Genomic DNA, 19,902 nt, shown 5'->3' on the forward strand with positions numbered 1-19,902 from the left:
ACCTGCTCATATTCTGTAATTAGAAAACGATACTTATTCAGGTAGTTCCGCTTTAATGTAAGGTCATTGTTAATGTTTCGCATAACATTTAGCTTTATTCCTTAAAGCTAATTCTGTTACCGAATTAGTTGACCTTTACAATTGCGAGTGGTAAAATCCGGTGGCCTCTGAAGGGGAAATGACGTTAAAAAGGTTTGTCATCCTGAGGAACGAAGGATCTATTTGCAAACTGTGCAGGGCGAAGAAGCATGGTGGAGAGTAGATCCTTCGTTCCTCAGGATGACAAAAGGAGTTTTAGCAGGGTAGGAACGAAGCAATCGCGAACTATACAGAGCCGGCATCTGCAATTTGCACATCTACCCAGGTAACATATTGCTTACATGATAGTCTTAGGGTTAATTAACAAATTATAGTCACCTAAAAAATTAACAAATTTGTAATCTGCATATATGAAATCGGTCATCTGCATATTTGCACATTTGAAACTGCACATTTATGAAGTTTTTCACAAAAGATAAAAGCAAAGTAAAAAAGAAAAAAGGCCCTGTCCGTGAATGGGCTGATGCCATTGTTTTTGCTGTTATAGCTGCAACCCTGATCCGTACACTTTTTATTGAGGCTTACGTAATCCCCAGCGGATCTATGGAAAGCTCGCTGCTCATTGGCGATTACCTGTTTGTAAGTAAAGTAAACTATGGGGCGCGTATGCCAATAACGCCGCTTGCTATCCCGTTTACTGCCCACAATATCCCTTATACAGATATAAAATCATACTGGAGCGGTTTACAATTGCCATATTATCGCCTGCCCGGTTTTAGTGATATTAAAAAGGGAGATGTTGTTGTATTCAACTTACCTATGGAGGCCGATTCACCATATTACCGCCCGGTGGATAGACGTGAAAATATCATTAAGCGTTGCCAGGGTACGCCCGGCGATACATTAAGTTTGGCCCAGGCCCAGGTGTATATTAATGGAAAACCCGAGCTAACATCTGTAACCGGCGAAATGACCTATGTAATCAAGTCGGATGGTAACCCAATTAACCCGGAGCTGATCAACGAACTTCATTTAACGGATATCGCGGTAATCAACAACACCGATTTTAAAGCCAATACAACCGTAGCATCGGCAAATAAATTAAAAGGGTTTTCGAACATTAAATCGGTTACGCCAGATGTTGCCATAAAAGGTTTAGTTGATGACCTGAACCCTGTTTACCCGCTATCGCACCCGGATTATAAAATAGGAGCCATGCCAAGATACGGTTGGAACGTTGATAACTTTGGACCGGTTATTATCCCCAAAAAAGGCTGGACAGTTAAACTCGATAGCCTTACGTTTCCAATTTATGGCAGGGCTATTGCCATTTATGAGCACAATACTGTAAAAGTAGTAGGCAATGATGTTTTTATAAACGGAAAAAAAGCCGATACTTACACCTTTAAAATGAATTACTACTGGATGATGGGTGATAACCGCCATAATTCAACAGATTCGCGTTACTGGGGCTTTTTGCCAGAGGATCATGTAGTAGGGAAGGCTTTATTTACCTGGTTGAGTGTGGATAGCACCGCATCATTTGTAAATAAAATACGCTGGAACAGGTTATTTAGAGGGATACATTAATTAGAAAATTAAAATAACATATAGTGAATATTGTAATCGGGGTTTTATTACTGATAGTTCTGCCTTACATAGGCTTATACAAATTATTTGAAAAAGCTGGCCGACCAGGCTGGGAAGGCCTTGTGCCCATCTATAATATTTATGTGATGTTGAAACTAAGCGGCAGGCCCATGTGGTGGCTGGCGCTGATGTTATTGCCGGGCATCAATATCCTGGTATTGATAGGCATCATTGTTGATTTTGTAAAATCATACGGCAAGTTTGCCTTGCTTGATCATATAGGCGCTGTTGCATTTTCATTTATATTTTTACCAAAGTGGGGATTTGATAAGGACACAAAATATTTGGGCCTGTCGGCAAGTCCGGAGTTTAGGGAGAAATATAAAAAGGCACTTAAAAAGACGCCTACACGTGAATGGGCCGATGCCATTATTTTCGCGGTAATAGCGGCCACTATGATCCGTACGCTTTTTATTGAAGCTTACGTGATCCCGAGTGCATCTATGGAAAGCTCTTTACTTATTGGCGATTACTTGTTTGTAAGCAAGGTTAACTATGGTGCCCGTTTACCGATGACACCCGTTGCATTCCCTTTTGCGCACCACACCATGCCGCTCATAAATACCAAAGCTTACTGGGATGGTATTGAGTTGCCATATTACCGCTTACCTGGCTTAAGCGATATTAAAAAAGGCGATGTTGTGGTATTTAATTACCCTATGGATGCCGATTCGCCTTTGTACAGGCCAGTTGATAAACGCGAAAACTTTATTAAACGCTGCCAGGGTACACCCGGCGATACATTAAGTATTGTTAACGCGCAGGTTTTCATAAACGGCAAAACCGAAACTACTCCTGTAAACGGCGAAATGACTTACAGGGTTAAGTACGATGGAACGCCGCTGAACCCACAGCTTACTTCCGATTTACACCTGGAAGATATCAACAGCGATAAGACCAATGAGTTTACAACAAATACAACGGCATCATCGGCAAAAACTTTAAAAGGATATTCAAATATTAAATCGGTAACGCCCGAAATTACACCTGCCGGCTCACCGGATGTTAATTACTCCGTTTTCCCTGCAAAATTCCCTAACTATAAAATCACGCCAAACTTCCCTAATTTTGTTTGGAACCCGGATAATTTTGGTCCGATTGTAGTTCCCAAAAAAGGTTGGACAGTGAAGCTGGATAGCTTAACGTTCCCGGTTTATGGTCGCGCGATAGAGATTTACGAGGGTAACAAAGTAGAGGTAGTAGGGAAAGATATTATGATCAACGGCAAAAAAGCCGATAGCTACACCTTTAAGCTTAACTACTATTTTATGATGGGGGATAACCGCCATAATTCCGAAGATTCACGTTTCTGGGGTTTTGTACCCGAAGATCATATTGTAGGCAAGGCGCTCTTCATCTGGATGAGTATTGATGACCAGGCCTCTTTCCTGAGCAAAATCAGGTGGAGCAGGTTGTTTAATATTATCAGGTAGTATTGTCACGAAACCTAAAAGGCCCGGCTATTGTTAAAATAGCCGGGCCTTTTTTGTTGAAATATTTTTGTCATTCCTCGTTACCTATGGCAAGTTATAAAAATGAAGTCATCCTGAACTTGTTTCAGGACCCCACAGGACAGGTAGACCACATGTAATATACTTAGCATTAGGGTGCTGAAGCAAGTTCAATCCTGAGGTACGAAGGATTTATTAGTAAACTATGCAGATCGGATATGCGCGGCGTAGATTAGATGTTTTAAGCATGACCTGTGACGTATTTATTATCAAAGTATTTGCATTCAAAAAGGGCCGGTCACCCTGAGCTTGTCGAAGGGGCGCGCGCAGAGGCCTTTGCCCACATGCTTCGACAGGCTCAGCAGGACAGCCTTTTTTTTAAAAGGTCATTTCCTTTTCAGTATCTCTGTATTTCACAAATTAGGAGATAAAGGTTTAATCACTATCCAATTCCTTTAACAACGCCAATCCTTCTTCCCATTCGCCTAAATTTGATGAGGCGTTAATATGTGTTGCATCGCCAATGCTGATAAGCTTGCTGCCCCAGCTATCTGCAAATAATTGAGCACGTTCCGGGCGTACATAGTAATCGTTGGTGCTCATTACTACAATACTTTTAAACGGTAGCTTTATTAACGGCACGGGTGAGAAACCGGTAGTGCCTTCGGGATAAGTGTCGGCCTCTGTATCGCTGGGAGCAACCAGCAGCGCTCCTTTTATGGTAATGTTAAATTCCCTGGCCCAATAGGCGATAGTGGCACAGGCAAGGCTATGGCCTGCCAGGATCACTTCGGCAGGGTTGTGTGGGGTAACGTAATCGTTAAGTGTTTTAATCCAATCGGCGCAAATAGGTGTTTCCCAATCCTGTTGCTCAACGCGGATAAGATTAAATTGCTTTTCCCAAATAGATTGCCAATGCTCAGGTCCGGAATTGCCCAGGCCAGGAATGATAAGTATGGTTGATTTAAACACGATTTATAAGGTTTTATGTGATTAAAAAGATTTTGGTTTGCTAATTAATTCCAGCCAGATCTCCCTTTCCCCTCTTACATTAAAAAGCGTTGTCATTTCGATCGAGGTACGAGGAGAAATCTTATACGATATGCAAAAGCCAGCTATACAGGGTGTAGAAGATTTCTCTTTCGCCCCACCGCTTATTCCTTCCCTTTGCTCTATCGAAATGACAAATTTTTTATTTAAAAGATGTATCCAGTCCAACTCCCCCTTCAGGGGGGCGGGGGGCTTCCGCTACCTGTTTTATCACCTCATTCCGTTGTTGCAGCAAGTTGCGCATATATCTTTCCAAAAACAGGAAATTAGCTATAATTCCTAAGAAACCCAACGGTGCATCAAACATAAAAATGTCTTTCATCAGGGTTTGGTTATTGATGGGATAAAAATAATGCTCGTGCCTGAAGTTTTTAAATGCCCCCTGTACCATTTCGTCGGTAAAGTAATTGGGGTATTCCATTTCGGTAACCTTTGAGGTTAAGGTTTGCCATATGCCGAAATGCTTTGCGCGCCAGGTAACAGTTTCGCCCAACTCAATCAGGCCGCTGGTGCGCCCGGCAACTGCCGATTCACCGCTTTGCTGCATCGAGTCCACATGGATGTCGATACTCCTGGCAAGGTTGAAACACTTTGCAATAGGAGCATTGATATGGGTGGCTAATTCGATAATAGGCATATTATAAAAAAAACTTTTGTCATCCTGAACGCAGTGAAGGATCTATTATTCACCATGCTTCTTCGCCCTGTAAATCTGCGAATAGATCCTTCACTGCGTTCAGGATGACAAACCTTTTAGAGCGTCTTTTTCCTTTAATATTTCGCGCAATTTTAATTGGCGCAATGACATGGATTTATGTCTTGTGGCGTTTTGCAGGAAAAATCCTGCAAAATCCTTTTAATCATGTTTAAAATTCCGCATTCTTCGGGAACCTTGGGAAAGGGATTACGTCACGGATGTTACCCATACCGGTAACAAACAATACCAAACGCTCAAAGCCTAAACCAAAGCCGGCATGTTCGCAGGCACCGAAGCGACGGGTATCCAGGTACCACCAAAGTTCATCTTTAGGGATACCCATTTCGTCCATGCGTTGTTCCAGTTTATCCAGGCGCTCTTCACGTTGTGAACCACCCACAATTTCACCAATACCAGGGAAAAGAATATCCATAGCACGAACAGTTTCGCGACCCTGGGCATCCGGCTCGTTCTGGCGCATGTAAAATGCTTTAATAGCCTTAGGGTAATCGGTAAGGATCACCGGTTTTTTAAAGTGTTTCTCTACCAGGTAGCGCTCATGTTCTGATTGCAGATCGGTTCCCCATCCTTCAATAGGATATTGAAATTTTTTCTTCTTGTTCGGTGTCGATTCTTTTAAAATATCAATAGCCTCGGTATAAGTAAGGCGTTCAAAATCATTATCCAGGCAAAACTGAAGTTTCTCCAGTAAGCTCATTTCCGACCGCTCGTTCTGTGGTTTTTGCTTTTCTTCTTCCTGCAGGCGTTGAGTTAAAAACTCAATATCATCCGGGTTTTTATCCAGCGCGTATTTAATCACATATTTCAGCATGTCCTCGGCAAGGTCCATGTTGTCATCAAGGTCGTTAAAGGCAACTTCCGGTTCAATCATCCAAAACTCGGCAAGGTGACGGGTAGTGTTTGAGTTTTCGGCACGAAAAGTTGGTCCGAAAGTATAAATATCGCTCAGGGCCATAGCACCCAGCTCGCCTTCCAGTTGCCCGGATACGGTAAGGTTAGTAGAGGTGCCAAAGAAATCCTGTTTATAGTCAACCTCACCGGTATCGGTTTTAGGGATATTGTTAAGATCGAAGTTGGTTACGTGAAAAGCTTCACCTGCACCTTCAGCGTCAGATTGTGTGATAACCGGCGTGTGCAGGTAAACAAAACCGCGCTCCTGGAAAAACTGGTGTACTGCAAATGCCAGGCTGTTGCGCAGGCGAAATATCGACCCAAAAGTACTGGTGCGGAAACGGAGGTGCGCATTTTCCCTTAAAAACTCCAGGCTATGCTTTTTAGGCTGAATAGGGTATTTTTCGGGATCACTATCGCCTAAGATATCAATATTGGCGGCTATAACTTCTACCGTTTGGCCTTTGCCTAATGAGGCGATCAGTTTTCCTGATACGCTGATTGCAGCGCCAACAGTAATGCGTTTTAACAATGCAGGATCGGTGTTTTCAAAATCAACCACGATCTGGATATTGTTATTGGTTGAGCCATCATTCAAAGCAATAAAACGATTTGACCGGAAGGCACGTACCCATCCCTTAACTGTTACATCAATATCAGTTTGCTGGCTCTGCAGCAATGCTTTGATCTTTGTGCGCTGACTCATATAAGTATATTTTTTAGAGCCGCAAAAATACAATTAATTATGTAATGATACTTTGAATTTTCCCTCTAAAAAACGGATACTATCCGGTTGACTGCCTACAGGTTTGTCGAAAATTTTAACAAATCTAACGTTAAAAAGCCCCTGGATGATTTTGTCTTTCTCATTAAGTGCAACCACAATTACCGTATTGTTGTGGGTTGTGCTTAGCTTATACCTGGCTACAATTTCATTGCCTTTGGTAATATGATAAAAACCTTCGTCACTTTTCAGTTCATAATAGCCAAGACCGTTTAACTTTAATTTAAAGCCGAATGTTTCCATCATATCGGTCACATTGTTTGTGCCCGATATGATGGCGGTATCCTGTGCTGTGGCAAGGCTTAATGGATCAAATTTCCATTCCGCACCATTTTTCTGCGTAATAATAAAGTCCGCTATCGTCGGGAAATCACAGCATTTCTTTTTGGCACATGAAGCAATAAGCAACAGCGTTATGGAAAATAACAAAAGCAGGTGTTTTTTCATAACAATTTAACTGTAGGAAGTTATTAATAACTGGCTTCATAAAGATATTCAAAAGTTATGACTGCTGCTCTGATTATCAAATATTTGATAATGATGATTATTGGCGTTTTTTAGACGAAAATTCAATTATTTATATTTATGTAATTGAATTTGGAATTTGCCATTTAAAAATTGAAGGCTGGCTGGCTTATCTGAGGGATAGGTATGTTTTAGTTTTACGCTGAAAGTGCCGGCTATAACATTTGAATCTTTATTAAAGGCAGTAATCTCAACCGAATTTGCAAAGGTATCATCAAGTTGATATTCGCTTACAATAACATCCCTGCCAATAGTATTATAGTACCATGCCTGTTTGCCCTTTAAAGTATATTTTCCAGGTGCCGATGCCTTAAACTGCAGGGTTAAGGTTTCTTCGAGGGTTGTACTAAAATTGGTGCCAAATATGGCTACGGTATCGCCTACCAGGGTACTGCTTGTTGGGTCGGCGGTCCAGTGAGCGCTGTTCTTTTCAGCGGTAATGAATGGTTGTTTTGGCATAACGCAGCAATCTTTTTTGCCGCAGGCAGTTAAAAAAAGGAACAGGACAGAAAGTAATAGCAGGTTTTTTTTCATGGTAACAGGTTTTAATGTAGTTACGGAGCATCAACTGGTTTTGATACAGTTACATGAAAACAAATAACAGTTTTATGATATAAACAAACTCCATATTAAAAGCCTATTTGCTTAAGTTTGCCGCTCATTTAAAAGCTGCCATGAATCCTAAAGTAAGTCTCGTTATTGGCATTTTATGCATCTCGTTTTCGCCCATATTTGTTAAGCTTGCCGGGGTATCGCCAATTGGGGCCGCGTTTTATAGGGTTTTTGTGGCATGGCTTTGCCTGTTGCCTTTTTGCATTGCTAAAAAGAAATTTCGGATTGAAAAACGGCAGCTGATAATTGCGGTAACCGCCGGCATCGTATTCGCTGCGGATATAGCGGTCTGGAATCTTTCTTTATTAAAGATCAGTGCTACAGTATCAACATTGATAGCTAACCTGGCCCCCGTTTGGGTTGGCTTGCTGAGCTTCCTGATATTCAAAAAAAACGCTGGCTTATTATTCTGGATAGGTACCGTAGTTGCCATAGCCGGTATGGTAGTGCTGGTAGGCTATGAGCATATCTTGCACCTTGAACTTAATGCCGGCATTTTATTGGCCATATTGGCCAGTTTGTTTTATGCTACTTATATTATAATCACTAAAACAATCATGGGGCGCCTGGATGTATTTACGTTTATGTTTTATAGCATGCTAAGCGCAAGTGTATTTCTGTTGATGATCAGCAGCTTCATGGGTAATAATATTGTTGACTACTCCTTAAAAGTTTGGCTGTGTTTTGTGGGGATGGGGCTAATATGCCAGCTTATTGGCTGGTTAACTATTAATTATTCATTAAGGTACCTGGAATCAACCAAGGTGGCCATAGCCTTATTGAGCCAAACGGTATTTGCGGGACTGCTTGCAGCGGTTTTTTTGAAAGAAAAATTGGAGGCGAAAGAAATTATAGGCAGCGTTATTGTGTTGGCTGGTATCGCCGTAACATTTTTAAGGCCACGTAATCAAGTAAATAAAATAGTATCTTAACGTTTGTTAATCATCAATTGATGAATTGCCCTACATTTGCATTTTAGCTCATGATCATAAAATCCACCATCGACCGTATTATGGAAGCCACCGACATTGTGGAGGTGATAGGGGAATTTGTGCAGTTAAAGAAGCGCGGGGCCAACTATGTAGGGCTGTCGCCATTTGCCAATGAGCGTACACCATCGTTCACGGTATCGCCGGCTAAAGGCATTTTTAAAGATTTTTCGACGGGTAAAGGTGGTTCGGCAGTTACGTTTTTAATGGAGCTGGAAAAATTCAGTTATCCCGAAGCTCTGAAATGGCTGGCCAAGAAATACGGTATCGAGGTTGAAGAAACCGTTGAAGCCCCCGAGAACCGGGAAGAGGAGTTGCGCCGCGAGAGCCTCATGATAGTTACGGCTTATGCCGCTAAATTTTTTCATGAAAGCCTGCTGGATACTGATGATGGCAAAAGCATCGGCCTTAGCTATTTTAAAGAGCGCGGCTTTAGTAACGATATCATTAAAAAGTTTGAGCTCGGTTACTCGCCCGATCAATGGGAGGCTTTTACCGGCAATGCTATTAAGGAAGGTTACAAGGAACAGTTTTTAGTAGAAAGCGGGTTATCTGTTAAACGGGATAACGGAACATTGTATGACCGTTACCGTGGGCGGGTAATGTTCCCCATCCATAGCTTTACAGGAAGAGTAATAGCCTTTGGCGGCCGTACGCTTAAAAAGGATAAAAACGTACCTAAATACGTAAACTCGCCAGAGAGTGAGATCTACCATAAATCCAATGTGCTTTATGGGCTTTACTTCGCCAAAAAAGCCATTCGCGAAGAAGATAACTGCTATTTGGTAGAGGGGTATGCCGACGTGCTTTCGGTAGTGCAGGCCGGTATTGAAAACGTTGTGGCTTCGTCCGGTACTTCGTTAACTGTGGAGCAGATTAAGCTCATTAGCAGGTTTACCAAAAACATCACCATTTTGTATGATGGCGACGCCGCGGGTATTAAGGCATCGTTGCGCGGGCTGGATATGATCCTGGAAGAAGGCCTCAACGTAAAAGTAGTTTCTTTCCCCGAAGGACATGACCCCGATTCCTATGTGCGCAGCGTGGGAACCAATGCCTTCAAAAAACACATTGAAGAAAATAAAAAGGATTTTATCCTTTACAAAGCCAGTATTCTTTTAAAAGAAGCGGGTAACGACCCGATAAAGAAAGCCGAGATCATCCGGGAGATAGTGGAGAGTATTGCCAAGATCCCCGATTCTATCAAGGCATCCGTCTTTATAAAAGAATGTAGCTATATATTGCAGATAGATGAGCGGGCGCTGCTATCCGAATTGAATAAAATGCGCCAGGCCAAGGCAAAAAAAGACGGACAGCAGCAACAAACCAATACCCGGTATGCCCCGCAGCCAGATGAGCCAAACTTTTTTGATGAGCCAGATGTACAGGAAGTAGTCAAGGAGGAATATTTTCAGGAAAAGGAAATTATTCGGTTGCTGCTTTTATATGGCAGTAGAATGATTGACTGGGATGGCATTGCCAATACCTATATCGGTCCGTTTATGATTGCCGAACTTGGCGACGTTACTTTTGTACATGAGGCCTCTAAGCTTTTTGTAGAGCTATATCGGCAAGAGGTTGAAAACGGGGTACTGCCCGAGGATAATTATTTTATTCATCATAAGAATAAAGGAATTGTTGACCTCACTATTGATTTGCTTACCACTAAATACACCCTGAGCGAGAATTGGTACGAGATGCACCGGATCATGATACATGATGAACAGGCTAATATGAAAGCCGCCATTTTGGGTGCTATTTTTCATCTTAAAAAGCATAAGGTAGAGAAAATTCTTGATGGCCTGCGTGCCGAACTCAAAACCGCTGTTACAGAAACCGATCAGGAGATATTACTTAACCAATACATCCGTATGAAAAAGGTTGAAAAAAGTATCTCCGACTTTTTAGGTTCAGTAATTATCAAATAAATGGCCCAACACCTCGAATTGGGTCGCGCGGGCGAGGCTTTAGCCAAAACACACCTGGAAAACTCCGGTTATGAAATCCTGGACGAGAACTGGACCTATGGTAAAGCCGAGATTGATCTGATTGCATATAAAAACAAGGTTATTATATTTGTCGAAGTTAAAACCCGTACAGGAACAGGTTTTGGCCAGCCCGAGGATTTTGTAGATGCCCGCAAGCAAAAGCTACTGGCTTCTGCCGCGGACGAATATATTTACCTGATGAACCACCAGGGCGATGTGCGGTTTGATATTATTGCCATTTTGTTTGATAAGAATAAGAATTATATACTAAACCATATTGAAGACGCGTTTTGGCCGACAGGAACTTAAACTTATGAAGATTAATAAATTAAAAATATTTTTTGCTGCCGGCTTATTGCTGGCATTTGGTTGTAATGGCTGTGACCCAAAGACGGCAGATAGCGGTGCGGATTATACGATTAGTCCGGAGGCTGGCACTACCTACAAGGCAGGCGATGAGGTGAAAGTAAAAGTTGGTTTGCCAGCCAATACCAAACCCGATTCGGTAGTGTACATGATGGAGGCTATCCGTTTAGGGGTGGCTAAAGATACATTGGGTGTTAGTTTAAAAACAGATACCATTCCTTTGGGCATTAAACTAATTACTGCCAAAGTTTACCAGGGCGGAAAAAGCCAGGATGTTACTACCAATATTTTGTTGCTTGCTGCCAAAGCGCCGGAACAGCTAACTTATAAGGTTGAAAAAACGTTTCCGCGTGATACCAGTGCCTATACCGAAGGCTTGCAGTATGTTGATGGTGTAATTTATGAAAGTACTGGTGATTATGGACACTCCACTATTCGCAAGGTTGATTTGCAAACCGGTAAAGTACTGATGCAAACAAAACTGGAAAGTAAATACTTTGGCGAAGGCATATCAGTAATTGGCGATAAGGTTGTACAAATGACCTATCGTGAAAAAACAGGTTTTGTGTACGATAAAAACAACCTGAAGCTACTTAAAACCTTTGCTAATAATGTAGGCGTAGAAGGCTGGGGTATGTGCTTTGATGGCAAAAAACTATATTTGGACGATAGCACCAACCGTATTTGGTTCCTTGATAAAGACACCTATCAGCAAATCGGCTTTATTGATGTTTGCGATGATAAAAAGCAAATAGATTCTGTTAATGAGTTAGAGTATATTGATGGTAAACTTTATGCTAACGTTTACCAAACGGATGAGATCCTGGTTATTAATCCCAAAACCGGTGCTGTAGAGCAGAGGATCGATATGAAAAACCTGTATCCCGAATCAGAAAGACCATCAAACCGTGATTGGGGAAATAATGTACTTAATGGAATAGCTTACGATGCCGCCACCAAACGCATTTTTGTAACCGGCAAAAAATGGCCTAAGATGTATCAGGTAAAGTTTGTGAAGAAATAAATAATTCAATATATTAAGCATTTACATACATTCGTGAAACCTTATCATTTAATGTATGTTTAAAAATCTTTTTTCATTTGACGGCCGTATCAGAAGGACTGAATACGGCATCAGTTTCATTATTTATTTTATATCATATTTAACAATCAGGCTATCATCTGAGGGGAGCGGTGGAATGAAAATACTTTTATTTGCGTTTATTCCTCTCCTTTGGTTTTTATGGTCGCAAGGCGCAAAAAGATGCCATGATCTTGGAAAAAGTGGGTGGTGGCAATTAATTCCCTTTTATTGTCTTTGGCTCTTATTCCAGGATGGAGATCTGGGCGAAAATGAGTACGGCGACAACCCCAAAGGATTGGAGCCATTTGATCCCGAACAATATGAAAGTCCTTTTCCGGATAAACCAACAATAGGAGGGGAGTACAAGGATTAATCTTTGATTTTAAAAAATGGGAACTGGTAGCTACCTAAAATATAAAGCAGAAAAGCCGCAAATTTGCGGCTTTTCTGCTTTATAAATAATATGCTAATCAAAAGCTAAAGCTCCCCCTTTAGGGGGCTGGGGGGCTTACCTCCAGGCCTTATACAAATTGATCAACCCATTGGTTGAAGAATCGTGGCTGCTGATTTCGGCGTCGTCTTTTAGTTCGGGAAGGATTTTACCGGCAAGTTGTTTGCCCAGCTCAACACCCCATTGGTCAAAGCTGTAAATATTCCAGATGATGCCTTGTACAAATATCTTGTGCTCATACATGGCTATCAATGAACCCAGACTGCGCGGAGTAATCTTTTTAAGCAGGAAAGAGTTTGTTGGGCGGTTACCTTCAAATACTTTAAAAGGTGCAATCGCTGCAATTTCCTCGTCTGTTTTTCCGGCGGCTTTTAATTCTTCAATAACCACTTCTTCAGTTTTGCCATTCATCAAAGCTTCGGTTTGTGCAAAGAAGTTTGATAGCAGCATATTGTGATGCTCGCCAAGCGGATTATGTGATTGTGCAGGGGCTATAAAGTCGCAAGGGATTAGTTTGGTACCCTGGTGAATCAGTTGGTAAAAAGCATGCTGGCCGTTGGTGCCTGGCTCGCCCCAAATGATTGGGCCGGTTTGATAATCCACATGTTTGCCATTACGGTCCACATGTTTACCATTGCTTTCCATATCACCTTGTTGAAAGTATGCAGCAAAGCGGTGCATGTATTGATCGTATGGTAAAATGGCATTGGTTTCGGCTTCAAAAAAGTTGTTGTACCAGATACCTAAAAGGGCAAGTGTAACAGGAATATTCTGCTCAAACTCTGCGGTGCGGAAATGCTCATCAGCAGCATGGGCGCCGTCCAGTAATTCGGCAAAATTATCAAAGCCAATGCTTAGGGCGATAGATAACCCAATAGCGCTCCATAAGGAGTAACGGCCACCAACCCAATCCCAAAATTCAAACATGTTTTTGGTATCGATACCAAATTTTTCAACCGCCGCAGCATTGGTTGATAGGGCCGCGAAATGCTTGGCGACATCAGCCTCGGTAGCGCCGGCAGCTAAAAACCAATCGCGTGCGCTGTGGGCATTACCCATGGTTTCCTGGGTAGTAAATGTTTTTGAAGCAATCAGGAACAGCGTAGTTTCCGGATCAACTGCTTTTAGCGTTTCGGCTATATGTGTACCATCCACATTACTTACAAAATGGAGGTTTAAATGATTCTTGTAAGCTTTTAAGGCTTCCGTTACCATAACCGGACCTAAATCAGACCCGCCGATGCCAATATTAACTACATCGGTAATAGGTTTGCCTGTATAACCTTTCCACGAGCCCGATATGATGGCATTGCTAAATTCCTTCATATGATCAAGTACACTATTTACATCGGGCATAACATCTTTGCCATCAACATAAATAGGTGTATTACTGCGGTTACGCAACGCAATGTGCAGTACCTGGCGGCCTTCGGTAACGTTGATTTTTTCGCCCGCAAACATGGCTTCAATTGCCTTATTTACTGAACATTCCTTAGCCAGCTGTATCAATAAGGCAATAGTTTCATCATCGATACGGTTTTTGGAGTAATCAAGCAGGATATCCTCAAATTGGATAGAGAATTTAGTAAACCGCTGATCGTCAGTATCAAATAATTCTTTCAAACTTTTTGATACAATATCAATGTAATGGTCTGCTAAATATTTATAACTCTGTGTGGTGGTGAAATCGGTGTTTGGCAGCATAATTGAAGTGTTTTTAACAAAAGTAACAAGTTAATTGTTAGACCGATATTAAATATAAAATTAAGTAATCTTCGTGTATAACAAACACCTTTTACATAGTGTTTGTTATACACTTGAAAATTATGAAAATTAAAAAAATATTTACCAATTGTTTTGAATTTTAAAATGATTATTTGATATATTTGTATTGTTGATAACCAAATGAGTGATTTATCATCAATTTGTAAATTTTAAAATAAACTATTTACGCCCATGTTTGAAAAACTTTTTTTGCTTGTAAAAAATAACGCCGGGACGGCAGTTATTAACAATCCCGCAATTCCTGCAAAACACCATGAAAGTGTAATGATTGAGGCTTCAAGTTCGATCATCGAGGTATTAAAAGGACAGATGGAAGATGGTAAGTTGAAAGATGTAGTAAAGTATTTCCAGTCTTCGGGTATTTACAATCGTTCATTAGTATCAAGCATGGTAAGTAGATTTGCAAACAGACTTAACACATTTTACCATATGGAACCGGCACAGGCCATGCATACTGCAAAAACACTGATTCCGCAGGTAATGACTGAGCTTGTTAAAGCTTCAAAAAGCGAGCAGATTAAAGAGTTTGGTTTAACAAATATGCTTACTAAACTAAATGGCAACCGTGCCGACCTGAGTTTGCTGGTTCGCGATTTAATGGTGGCTTAAAAAAATAACATTTTCCTTAAAATGGGCCTGCAGATTGGTAATACAATTTGCAGGCCTTTTTTATTTAAGCCGAATATCAAATTGCATATATTTGCCACATGACTAAAGAACAGATTCTGGATTTAAGGGATAGAGCAGCTTCCCTGAGGAGGCATCTTTGACATCGACAAGAAGCTTGAGCTACTGCATCAGGAACAGGAAATAACCGTTGGTCCGCATTTTTGGGATCACCCAAAAGAAGCCGAAAAAGTACTGGCCTCCATCAAAGTAAAAAAAGTATGGACGGATGAGTTTCAAAAAGTATCGGCGATAATTGAAGATACCGGTGTACTATTTGAATTTTACCAGGGTGGCGATGCCACCGAGGCCGAAATGCAGGAGCAATACAACATGGCGATAAAGGCGGTTGAAGAGCTTGAATTTAAAAACATGCTCTCGGCCGAAGAAGACCAGTTTCATGCCGTGCTGCAAATTACCGCCGGTGCCGGTGGTACCGAAAGCTGCGACTGGGCAGGTATGCTGATGCGTATGTACATTATGTGGGGCGAAAAAAATGGCTACAAGGTTACCGAGCAGGATTATCAGCCGGGTGATGTGGCCGGTGTAAAAACCGTAACCCTGCAACTGGAAGGCGATTTTGCTTACGGCTATTTAAAAGGCGAAAATGGTGTGCACCGTTTAGTACGCGTATCTCCGTTTGATGCCAATGCCAAACGCCATACCTCTTTTGCATCAGTATATGTTTATCCGCTGGTAGATGATACCATTGAGATAGATATTAACCCTGCGGATATTGAGTTTGAAACCTTCCGCTCTGGCGGTGCAGGTGGGCAGAACGTGAACAAGGTGGAAACCGCTGTACGTTTATATCACAAGCCATCGGGAATTGTTATCAAAAACCAGGAATCGCGCTCGCAATTACAGAATAAGGATAACGCCATCCGTTTACTGAAATCGCAATTGTACGAGGCCGAAATGCGCAAGCGCCTGGAGATAACCAATACCATTGAAGGCAACAAAAAGAAAATAGAGTGGGGGTCACAGATTCGTAACTATGTTTTGCATCCGTACAAACTGGTGAAAGATTTGCGTACCGATCATGAAACATCAAACGCGGCCGCAGTTTTGGATGGTGAGCTTAATGAATTTTTAAAAGCTTACCTGATGGAGTTTGGTGGGCCGAAGAGTTAAAGGAAGATTAATATAGTATATTCGGAAGGATTTAAATTATATGAATAAATCCAAAATGGAGTTATCTAAATAGGTAACTCCATTTTATTTAGGCATATTTTGCCAAATACTAAGCGCTTGATGCCGAATACTCGGTATGGGTTGGTGGCTCACCCTCGGAAATACATTTTTGTGATGTGAAAATTAAATTATAAACTTAAACACACCATGAAAAAAAGAATTTTAGCACTATTATTATTACATCTTATCGGTGTTAATTTGACGCCTGTTGCCTTTGCTCAAACTGCGGCCTCAAATAAGTCCGGGAATTTTTTTTATTTCGATTTTGTAACAACAGATCAACGAATGATGGTAAGGCAATCTTCTACATTTGGAGCAACAGACACAGCTGTTAATAATGTAATGGAATATAAAGCAGGGCATTATTTTAACTCCCAGAACGAAATACCCCGCAGCCCAATTATGCTTGGGGTTAAACTTAACCCTAATCTCGAAGATTTTTTTTCAAATCCCGTAAAATCAATATCAAAAGAATATTCCAACTATATTATTAAAGATAGTTCTGCCGCTATTTTGATTGCTATGGGTATTGATAAAAGTAATATCAAAAATTATCGCTATCGTGTTGTTCAAAATGATAGTTTAGAAATAATTCCCTGGTCAAGGATTCCTCAATTGGAACAAAAATACGGTGCAAAACAGCCGTATGGATATTTGGGAAAATTCCAATCGCCGGGAAAACAAATATTAGTTGAAGTTCGGAATATTAATGATTATAGTATAAGAGACGGAGTGATTTTTGACTGGCGGGTTAATTTTAAACCCGTAGTTACCGAAATTATGTTAGAAACCCCCGATGATGGTAAAAACGTTAACGATTACACTAAAAAGATCAATTATTTTAACCTTAATTATTCAAAAATGAATAAGGGGTATGCTACCCGGTTTGATTCCAAAACAGGTATGCCCCTTGATTTAAAATTTCCTGTTGACAGCGTTGCCAACATACGTTTATCTTACAAAGACCATATTACGATCCCTTACGTAATATATCTTGTTAAAAATATTAGCGGTAAAACTGATACGACAACAATTGGGTGGTACAATCTTGAAAATTATGCTAATGTAGAAGCCAAGTACTATAATCGGCCCGGTAAATATGAAATAATTATACAGCGGGCAAATGACCTTGGACATTGGCCCGAAAACCAAGTACTCAGAATTTCATTTGAGGTGAAGCCGCCCCCGGTATTAGATAAAAAAGTTTCTATAAAGCAGGCCTTTCCTTATATTATGGCAACACTTACAGGTGTTGCTTTGCTGTTTGGAGGCTATTACAGACACAACCAGGTGAAATTATTGCGTGCGGCACAAGAAAAGCAAACCGCCGGGCTAAAACTACAATCAATAAGGGCGCAGCTCAACCCTCACTTTATGTTTAACGCGCTAACATCTATCCAAAACCTGGTGAATAAAAATGATATGATAGGTGCCAATCATTACCTGTCAAAATTTGCGGGCCTAACCCGTCAGGTGTTGGATACAGGTAATGAAGAGTTGCTAAGTATAGAGCAAGAGATAAGGATTTTGGATGATTACCTGCAAATGGAGCAGTTACGTTTCAGCTTTAAATATGAGATAATTGTAGATGCTGATTTAAATAAGGCTAATACCGAGATCCCGGCTATGTTGTTACAGCCATTTGTGGAGAACGCGGTTAAGCATGGTGTAGCAGTTTTAAAAGAAAAAGGAAAAATAGAAATAGCCGTGATCCGCGACGCGAAAGACTTAGTTTTTTCAATACGGGATAATGGCAAATGGGTCACTGCAAATAATCAAACAGAAATAAGGGGCTACGGACTGAAATTAAGCGAAGAACGTGTAGCTTTATTAAATCAGCTATATAAAGATCAGCCGGTGAGTTTATATATAGAAAAGGCCGGTGAGGGTACAATTGTTAGTATCCGTTTAACAAACTGGCTATAATTTTATGCAGATGAGTATCAGAAGTATTATAGTTGATGATGAGCCCAATAATATCGAAAATTTGCAACAGATTATCCAAACCTATTGCACAGAAATTGAGGTAGTATCAACGGCTTCAAATGCACACGATGCTATAGCAGCCATAAAAGTCAATCAGCCGGAATTGTTGTTTCTCGATATTCAGATGCCGGGTCAATCCGGTTTTGATGTGCTGAGGGCTTTTGATAAAATAAACTTCGAGGTGATATTTATTACCGCTTATGATAAATACGGTATTCAGGCCATTAAATTTTCGGCACTCGATTACTTGTTAAAGCCAATTGATGTAGCCGAGTTTAAGCTGGCTATTGAAAAAGCAAAACAAAAAATAAGCGGCAGGCAACAAAACCACAGCATCGAAAACCTGTTGCAGTACATCAAGGCAGGCCAAAAAGAAACGCCCAAAATTACGCTGCCAACGCTTACCGAGATCATGTACGTAAAAATTACTGATATCATTAGGTGCGAAGCATCAAACAATTACACCAGTTTTTATCTGCAAAGCGGCGAGTGTGTGTTGGTTTGTAAAACGCTGAAGGAGTTTGCCGATATTTTAAAGCCGCATCAGTTTGTGCGTGCGCATCAATCGCACCTGGTAAACCTGCAATTTGTAAAAAGTTATTTAAAGGAGGATGGCGGTACCTTATTGTTAAACGATCAAACCAAAGTCCCCATCTCGCGCCAAAATCGCGAAATGGTAAAAGATGCTTTAGGTAAAAGTTTATAATAAAAAACCTATAATTGTACATACCTAACAAATTATGAAAACCATTCTATCAGCCCTTATTTTGACTATTGCCTCAGCCATCGCCTACAGCCAGGAAAAACCAATGCCTTTATATCCAAAGGGGATCCCCAATTCAAAGCCGACACCGGCCGCCTATGTAGAAAAAACTGATAAGTCATCCTGGATAACCGGGGTAAGTGAGCCAACGCTTACACCTTATCTGCCTGCAAAAGGTAAAGCTAACGGAACTGCTATTGTAGTTTGCCCGGGTGGCGGGTATTCTGGTCTGGCCAATGCACACGAAGGGATGGCCATATGCCAGGAATTTAATAAGATTGGCGTAACCGCGTTTTTATTAAAATACCGTTTGCCAAGTGATGATATCATGGTGGATAGATCAATCGGGCCATTGCAGGATGCGCAGATGGCTATACTTACCGTACGTAAAAATGCCAAGGAGTGGGGCATCAACCCGGCTAAAATTGGCATTATCGGCTTTTCGGCCGGAGGGCATTTGGCATCTACAGAAGGAACCCATTTTGATAAGCCGGTTATCGAAAATAAAGAAAACATTAGTCTGCGCCCGGATTTTATGATGCTGATATACCCTGTAATTAGTTTTGGCGAACAGGCCCATGTTGGCTCGCGCGAAAACCTGGTAGGCAAAACACCATCTGCAGCGCAAGTTGATCTATACTCCAACGAGAAACAAGTTACTGCCAATACGCCGCCAACCTTTTTGGTACATGCCCAGGATGATAACGTGGTACCCGTACAAAACAGCCTGATGTTTTACGATGCCCTATTGAAAAACAAAGTAAAGGCCGAGATGCACCTTTTCCAGGAAGGAGGCCACGGCTTTGGAATGACCAACTCAAAAAACAAAGACAAGTGGTTTGATTGGGCCGCCAATTGGCTGGATGAGAACGGGTTTTTGAGCGGGAAGTAACCAGTATATATTTTATAA

The 19,902-nt window shown here is 41.2% G+C and carries 18 protein-coding genes; 12 read left to right on the top strand and 6 right to left on the bottom strand.

Annotated elements, in window-relative coordinates; genetic code table 11:
- The first annotated feature begins 495 nt into the window (after positions 1–495).
- Positions 496–1,629, top strand: a complete 1,134-nt coding sequence (lepB, locus tag Q0R88_RS14795; RefSeq protein ID WP_295717356.1) for a signal peptidase I — start codon at positions 496–498, stop codon at positions 1,627–1,629.
- Between the two features lie 23 nt (positions 1,630–1,652).
- Positions 1,653–3,122 carry a signal peptidase I gene (gene lepB, locus Q0R88_RS14800; protein WP_295717359.1) on the top strand — a complete coding sequence of 490 codons (1,470 nt, stop codon included), beginning with the start codon at positions 1,653–1,655 and terminating at the stop codon, positions 3,120–3,122.
- A gap of 453 nt (positions 3,123–3,575) precedes the next feature.
- On the opposite strand, the gene Q0R88_RS14805 is transcribed toward lepB (Q0R88_RS14800), so the two are convergent.
- From Q0R88_RS14805 to Q0R88_RS14825, 5 genes are all read right to left on the bottom strand, one after another.
- Entirely contained in the window at positions 3,576–4,112 is a 537-nt protein-coding gene (locus Q0R88_RS14805) for an alpha/beta hydrolase (protein ID WP_295717360.1), read from the bottom strand.
- 220 nt (positions 4,113–4,332) lie between these two features.
- Entirely contained in the window at positions 4,333–4,827 is a 495-nt protein-coding gene (locus tag Q0R88_RS14810) for an SRPBCC family protein (RefSeq protein WP_295717363.1), read from the bottom strand.
- 229 nt (positions 4,828–5,056) lie between these two features.
- Positions 5,057–6,505, bottom strand: a complete 1,449-nt coding sequence (gene asnS / locus Q0R88_RS14815; protein WP_295717366.1) for an asparagine--tRNA ligase — start codon at positions 6,503–6,505, stop codon at positions 5,057–5,059.
- Between the two features lie 33 nt (positions 6,506–6,538).
- Entirely contained in the window at positions 6,539–7,030 is a 492-nt protein-coding gene (locus Q0R88_RS14820; protein ID WP_295717368.1) for a hypothetical protein, read from the bottom strand.
- A gap of 126 nt (positions 7,031–7,156) precedes the next feature.
- On the bottom strand, positions 7,157–7,642 hold the full coding sequence (locus Q0R88_RS14825; RefSeq protein ID WP_295717370.1) for a DUF6252 family protein: 486 nt from the start codon (positions 7,640–7,642) through the stop codon (positions 7,157–7,159).
- Positions 7,643–7,782: 140 nt separating this feature from the next.
- On the opposite strand from Q0R88_RS14825, the gene Q0R88_RS14830 reads away from it, so the two are divergent.
- The 5 genes from Q0R88_RS14830 to Q0R88_RS14850 are packed head-to-tail and all read left to right on the top strand — an operon-like array spanning position 7,783 to position 12,520.
- Positions 7,783–8,652, top strand: a complete 870-nt coding sequence (locus tag Q0R88_RS14830) for a DMT family transporter (protein WP_295717371.1) — start codon at positions 7,783–7,785, stop codon at positions 8,650–8,652.
- Between the two features lie 50 nt (positions 8,653–8,702).
- A complete protein-coding gene (dnaG, locus tag Q0R88_RS14835; RefSeq protein ID WP_295717374.1) occupies positions 8,703–10,637 on the top strand; it encodes a DNA primase in 1,935 nt (644 codons plus the stop codon).
- Positions 10,638–11,006 carry a YraN family protein gene (locus Q0R88_RS14840; RefSeq protein ID WP_295717377.1) on the top strand — a complete coding sequence of 123 codons (369 nt, stop codon included), beginning with the start codon at positions 10,638–10,640 and terminating at the stop codon, positions 11,004–11,006.
- Positions 11,007–11,010: 4 nt separating this feature from the next.
- On the top strand, positions 11,011–12,087 hold the full coding sequence (locus Q0R88_RS14845; protein WP_295717380.1) for a glutaminyl-peptide cyclotransferase: 1,077 nt from the start codon (positions 11,011–11,013) through the stop codon (positions 12,085–12,087).
- A 55-nt stretch (positions 12,088–12,142) separates the two neighbouring features.
- Positions 12,143–12,520, top strand: a complete 378-nt coding sequence (locus Q0R88_RS14850; RefSeq protein WP_295717383.1) for a DUF805 domain-containing protein — start codon at positions 12,143–12,145, stop codon at positions 12,518–12,520.
- Between the two features lie 135 nt (positions 12,521–12,655).
- On the opposite strand, the gene pgi is transcribed toward Q0R88_RS14850, so the two are convergent.
- Positions 12,656–14,302: a glucose-6-phosphate isomerase gene (pgi, locus tag Q0R88_RS14855; protein ID WP_295717385.1), complete on the bottom strand. Its 1,647-nt coding sequence runs from the start codon at positions 14,300–14,302 to the stop codon at positions 12,656–12,658.
- Positions 14,303–14,554: 252 nt separating this feature from the next.
- Between pgi and Q0R88_RS14860 the strand changes: the two genes are divergently transcribed.
- From Q0R88_RS14860 to Q0R88_RS14880, 5 genes are all read left to right on the top strand, one after another.
- On the top strand, positions 14,555–14,992 hold the full coding sequence (locus tag Q0R88_RS14860; RefSeq protein ID WP_295717387.1) for a hypothetical protein: 438 nt from the start codon (positions 14,555–14,557) through the stop codon (positions 14,990–14,992).
- 98 nt (positions 14,993–15,090) lie between these two features.
- Positions 15,091–16,183, top strand: a protein-coding gene (gene prfB, locus Q0R88_RS14865; protein WP_295717390.1) for a peptide chain release factor 2 whose coding sequence is annotated in 2 segments (ribosomal slippage) — positions 15,091–15,150 and positions 15,152–16,183 — 1,092 coding nt in all. Because the reading frame shifts where the segments join, the coding sequence is not laid out codon by codon here.
- Positions 16,184–16,390: 207 nt separating this feature from the next.
- Positions 16,391–18,169, top strand: a complete 1,779-nt coding sequence (locus Q0R88_RS14870; RefSeq protein ID WP_295717392.1) for a histidine kinase — start codon at positions 16,391–16,393, stop codon at positions 18,167–18,169.
- 10 nt (positions 18,170–18,179) lie between these two features.
- Positions 18,180–18,935, top strand: coding sequence for a LytTR family DNA-binding domain-containing protein (locus Q0R88_RS14875; RefSeq protein WP_295717394.1), 756 nt, complete (start codon positions 18,180–18,182; stop codon positions 18,933–18,935).
- Positions 18,936–18,969: 34 nt separating this feature from the next.
- On the top strand, positions 18,970–19,884 hold the full coding sequence (locus tag Q0R88_RS14880) for an alpha/beta hydrolase (RefSeq protein ID WP_295717396.1): 915 nt from the start codon (positions 18,970–18,972) through the stop codon (positions 19,882–19,884).
- Positions 19,885–19,902 lie beyond the last annotated feature (18 nt).

Source organism: Mucilaginibacter sp., assembly GCF_025362475.1.
Taxonomy (GTDB): Bacteria; Bacteroidota; Bacteroidia; order Sphingobacteriales; family Sphingobacteriaceae; genus Mucilaginibacter.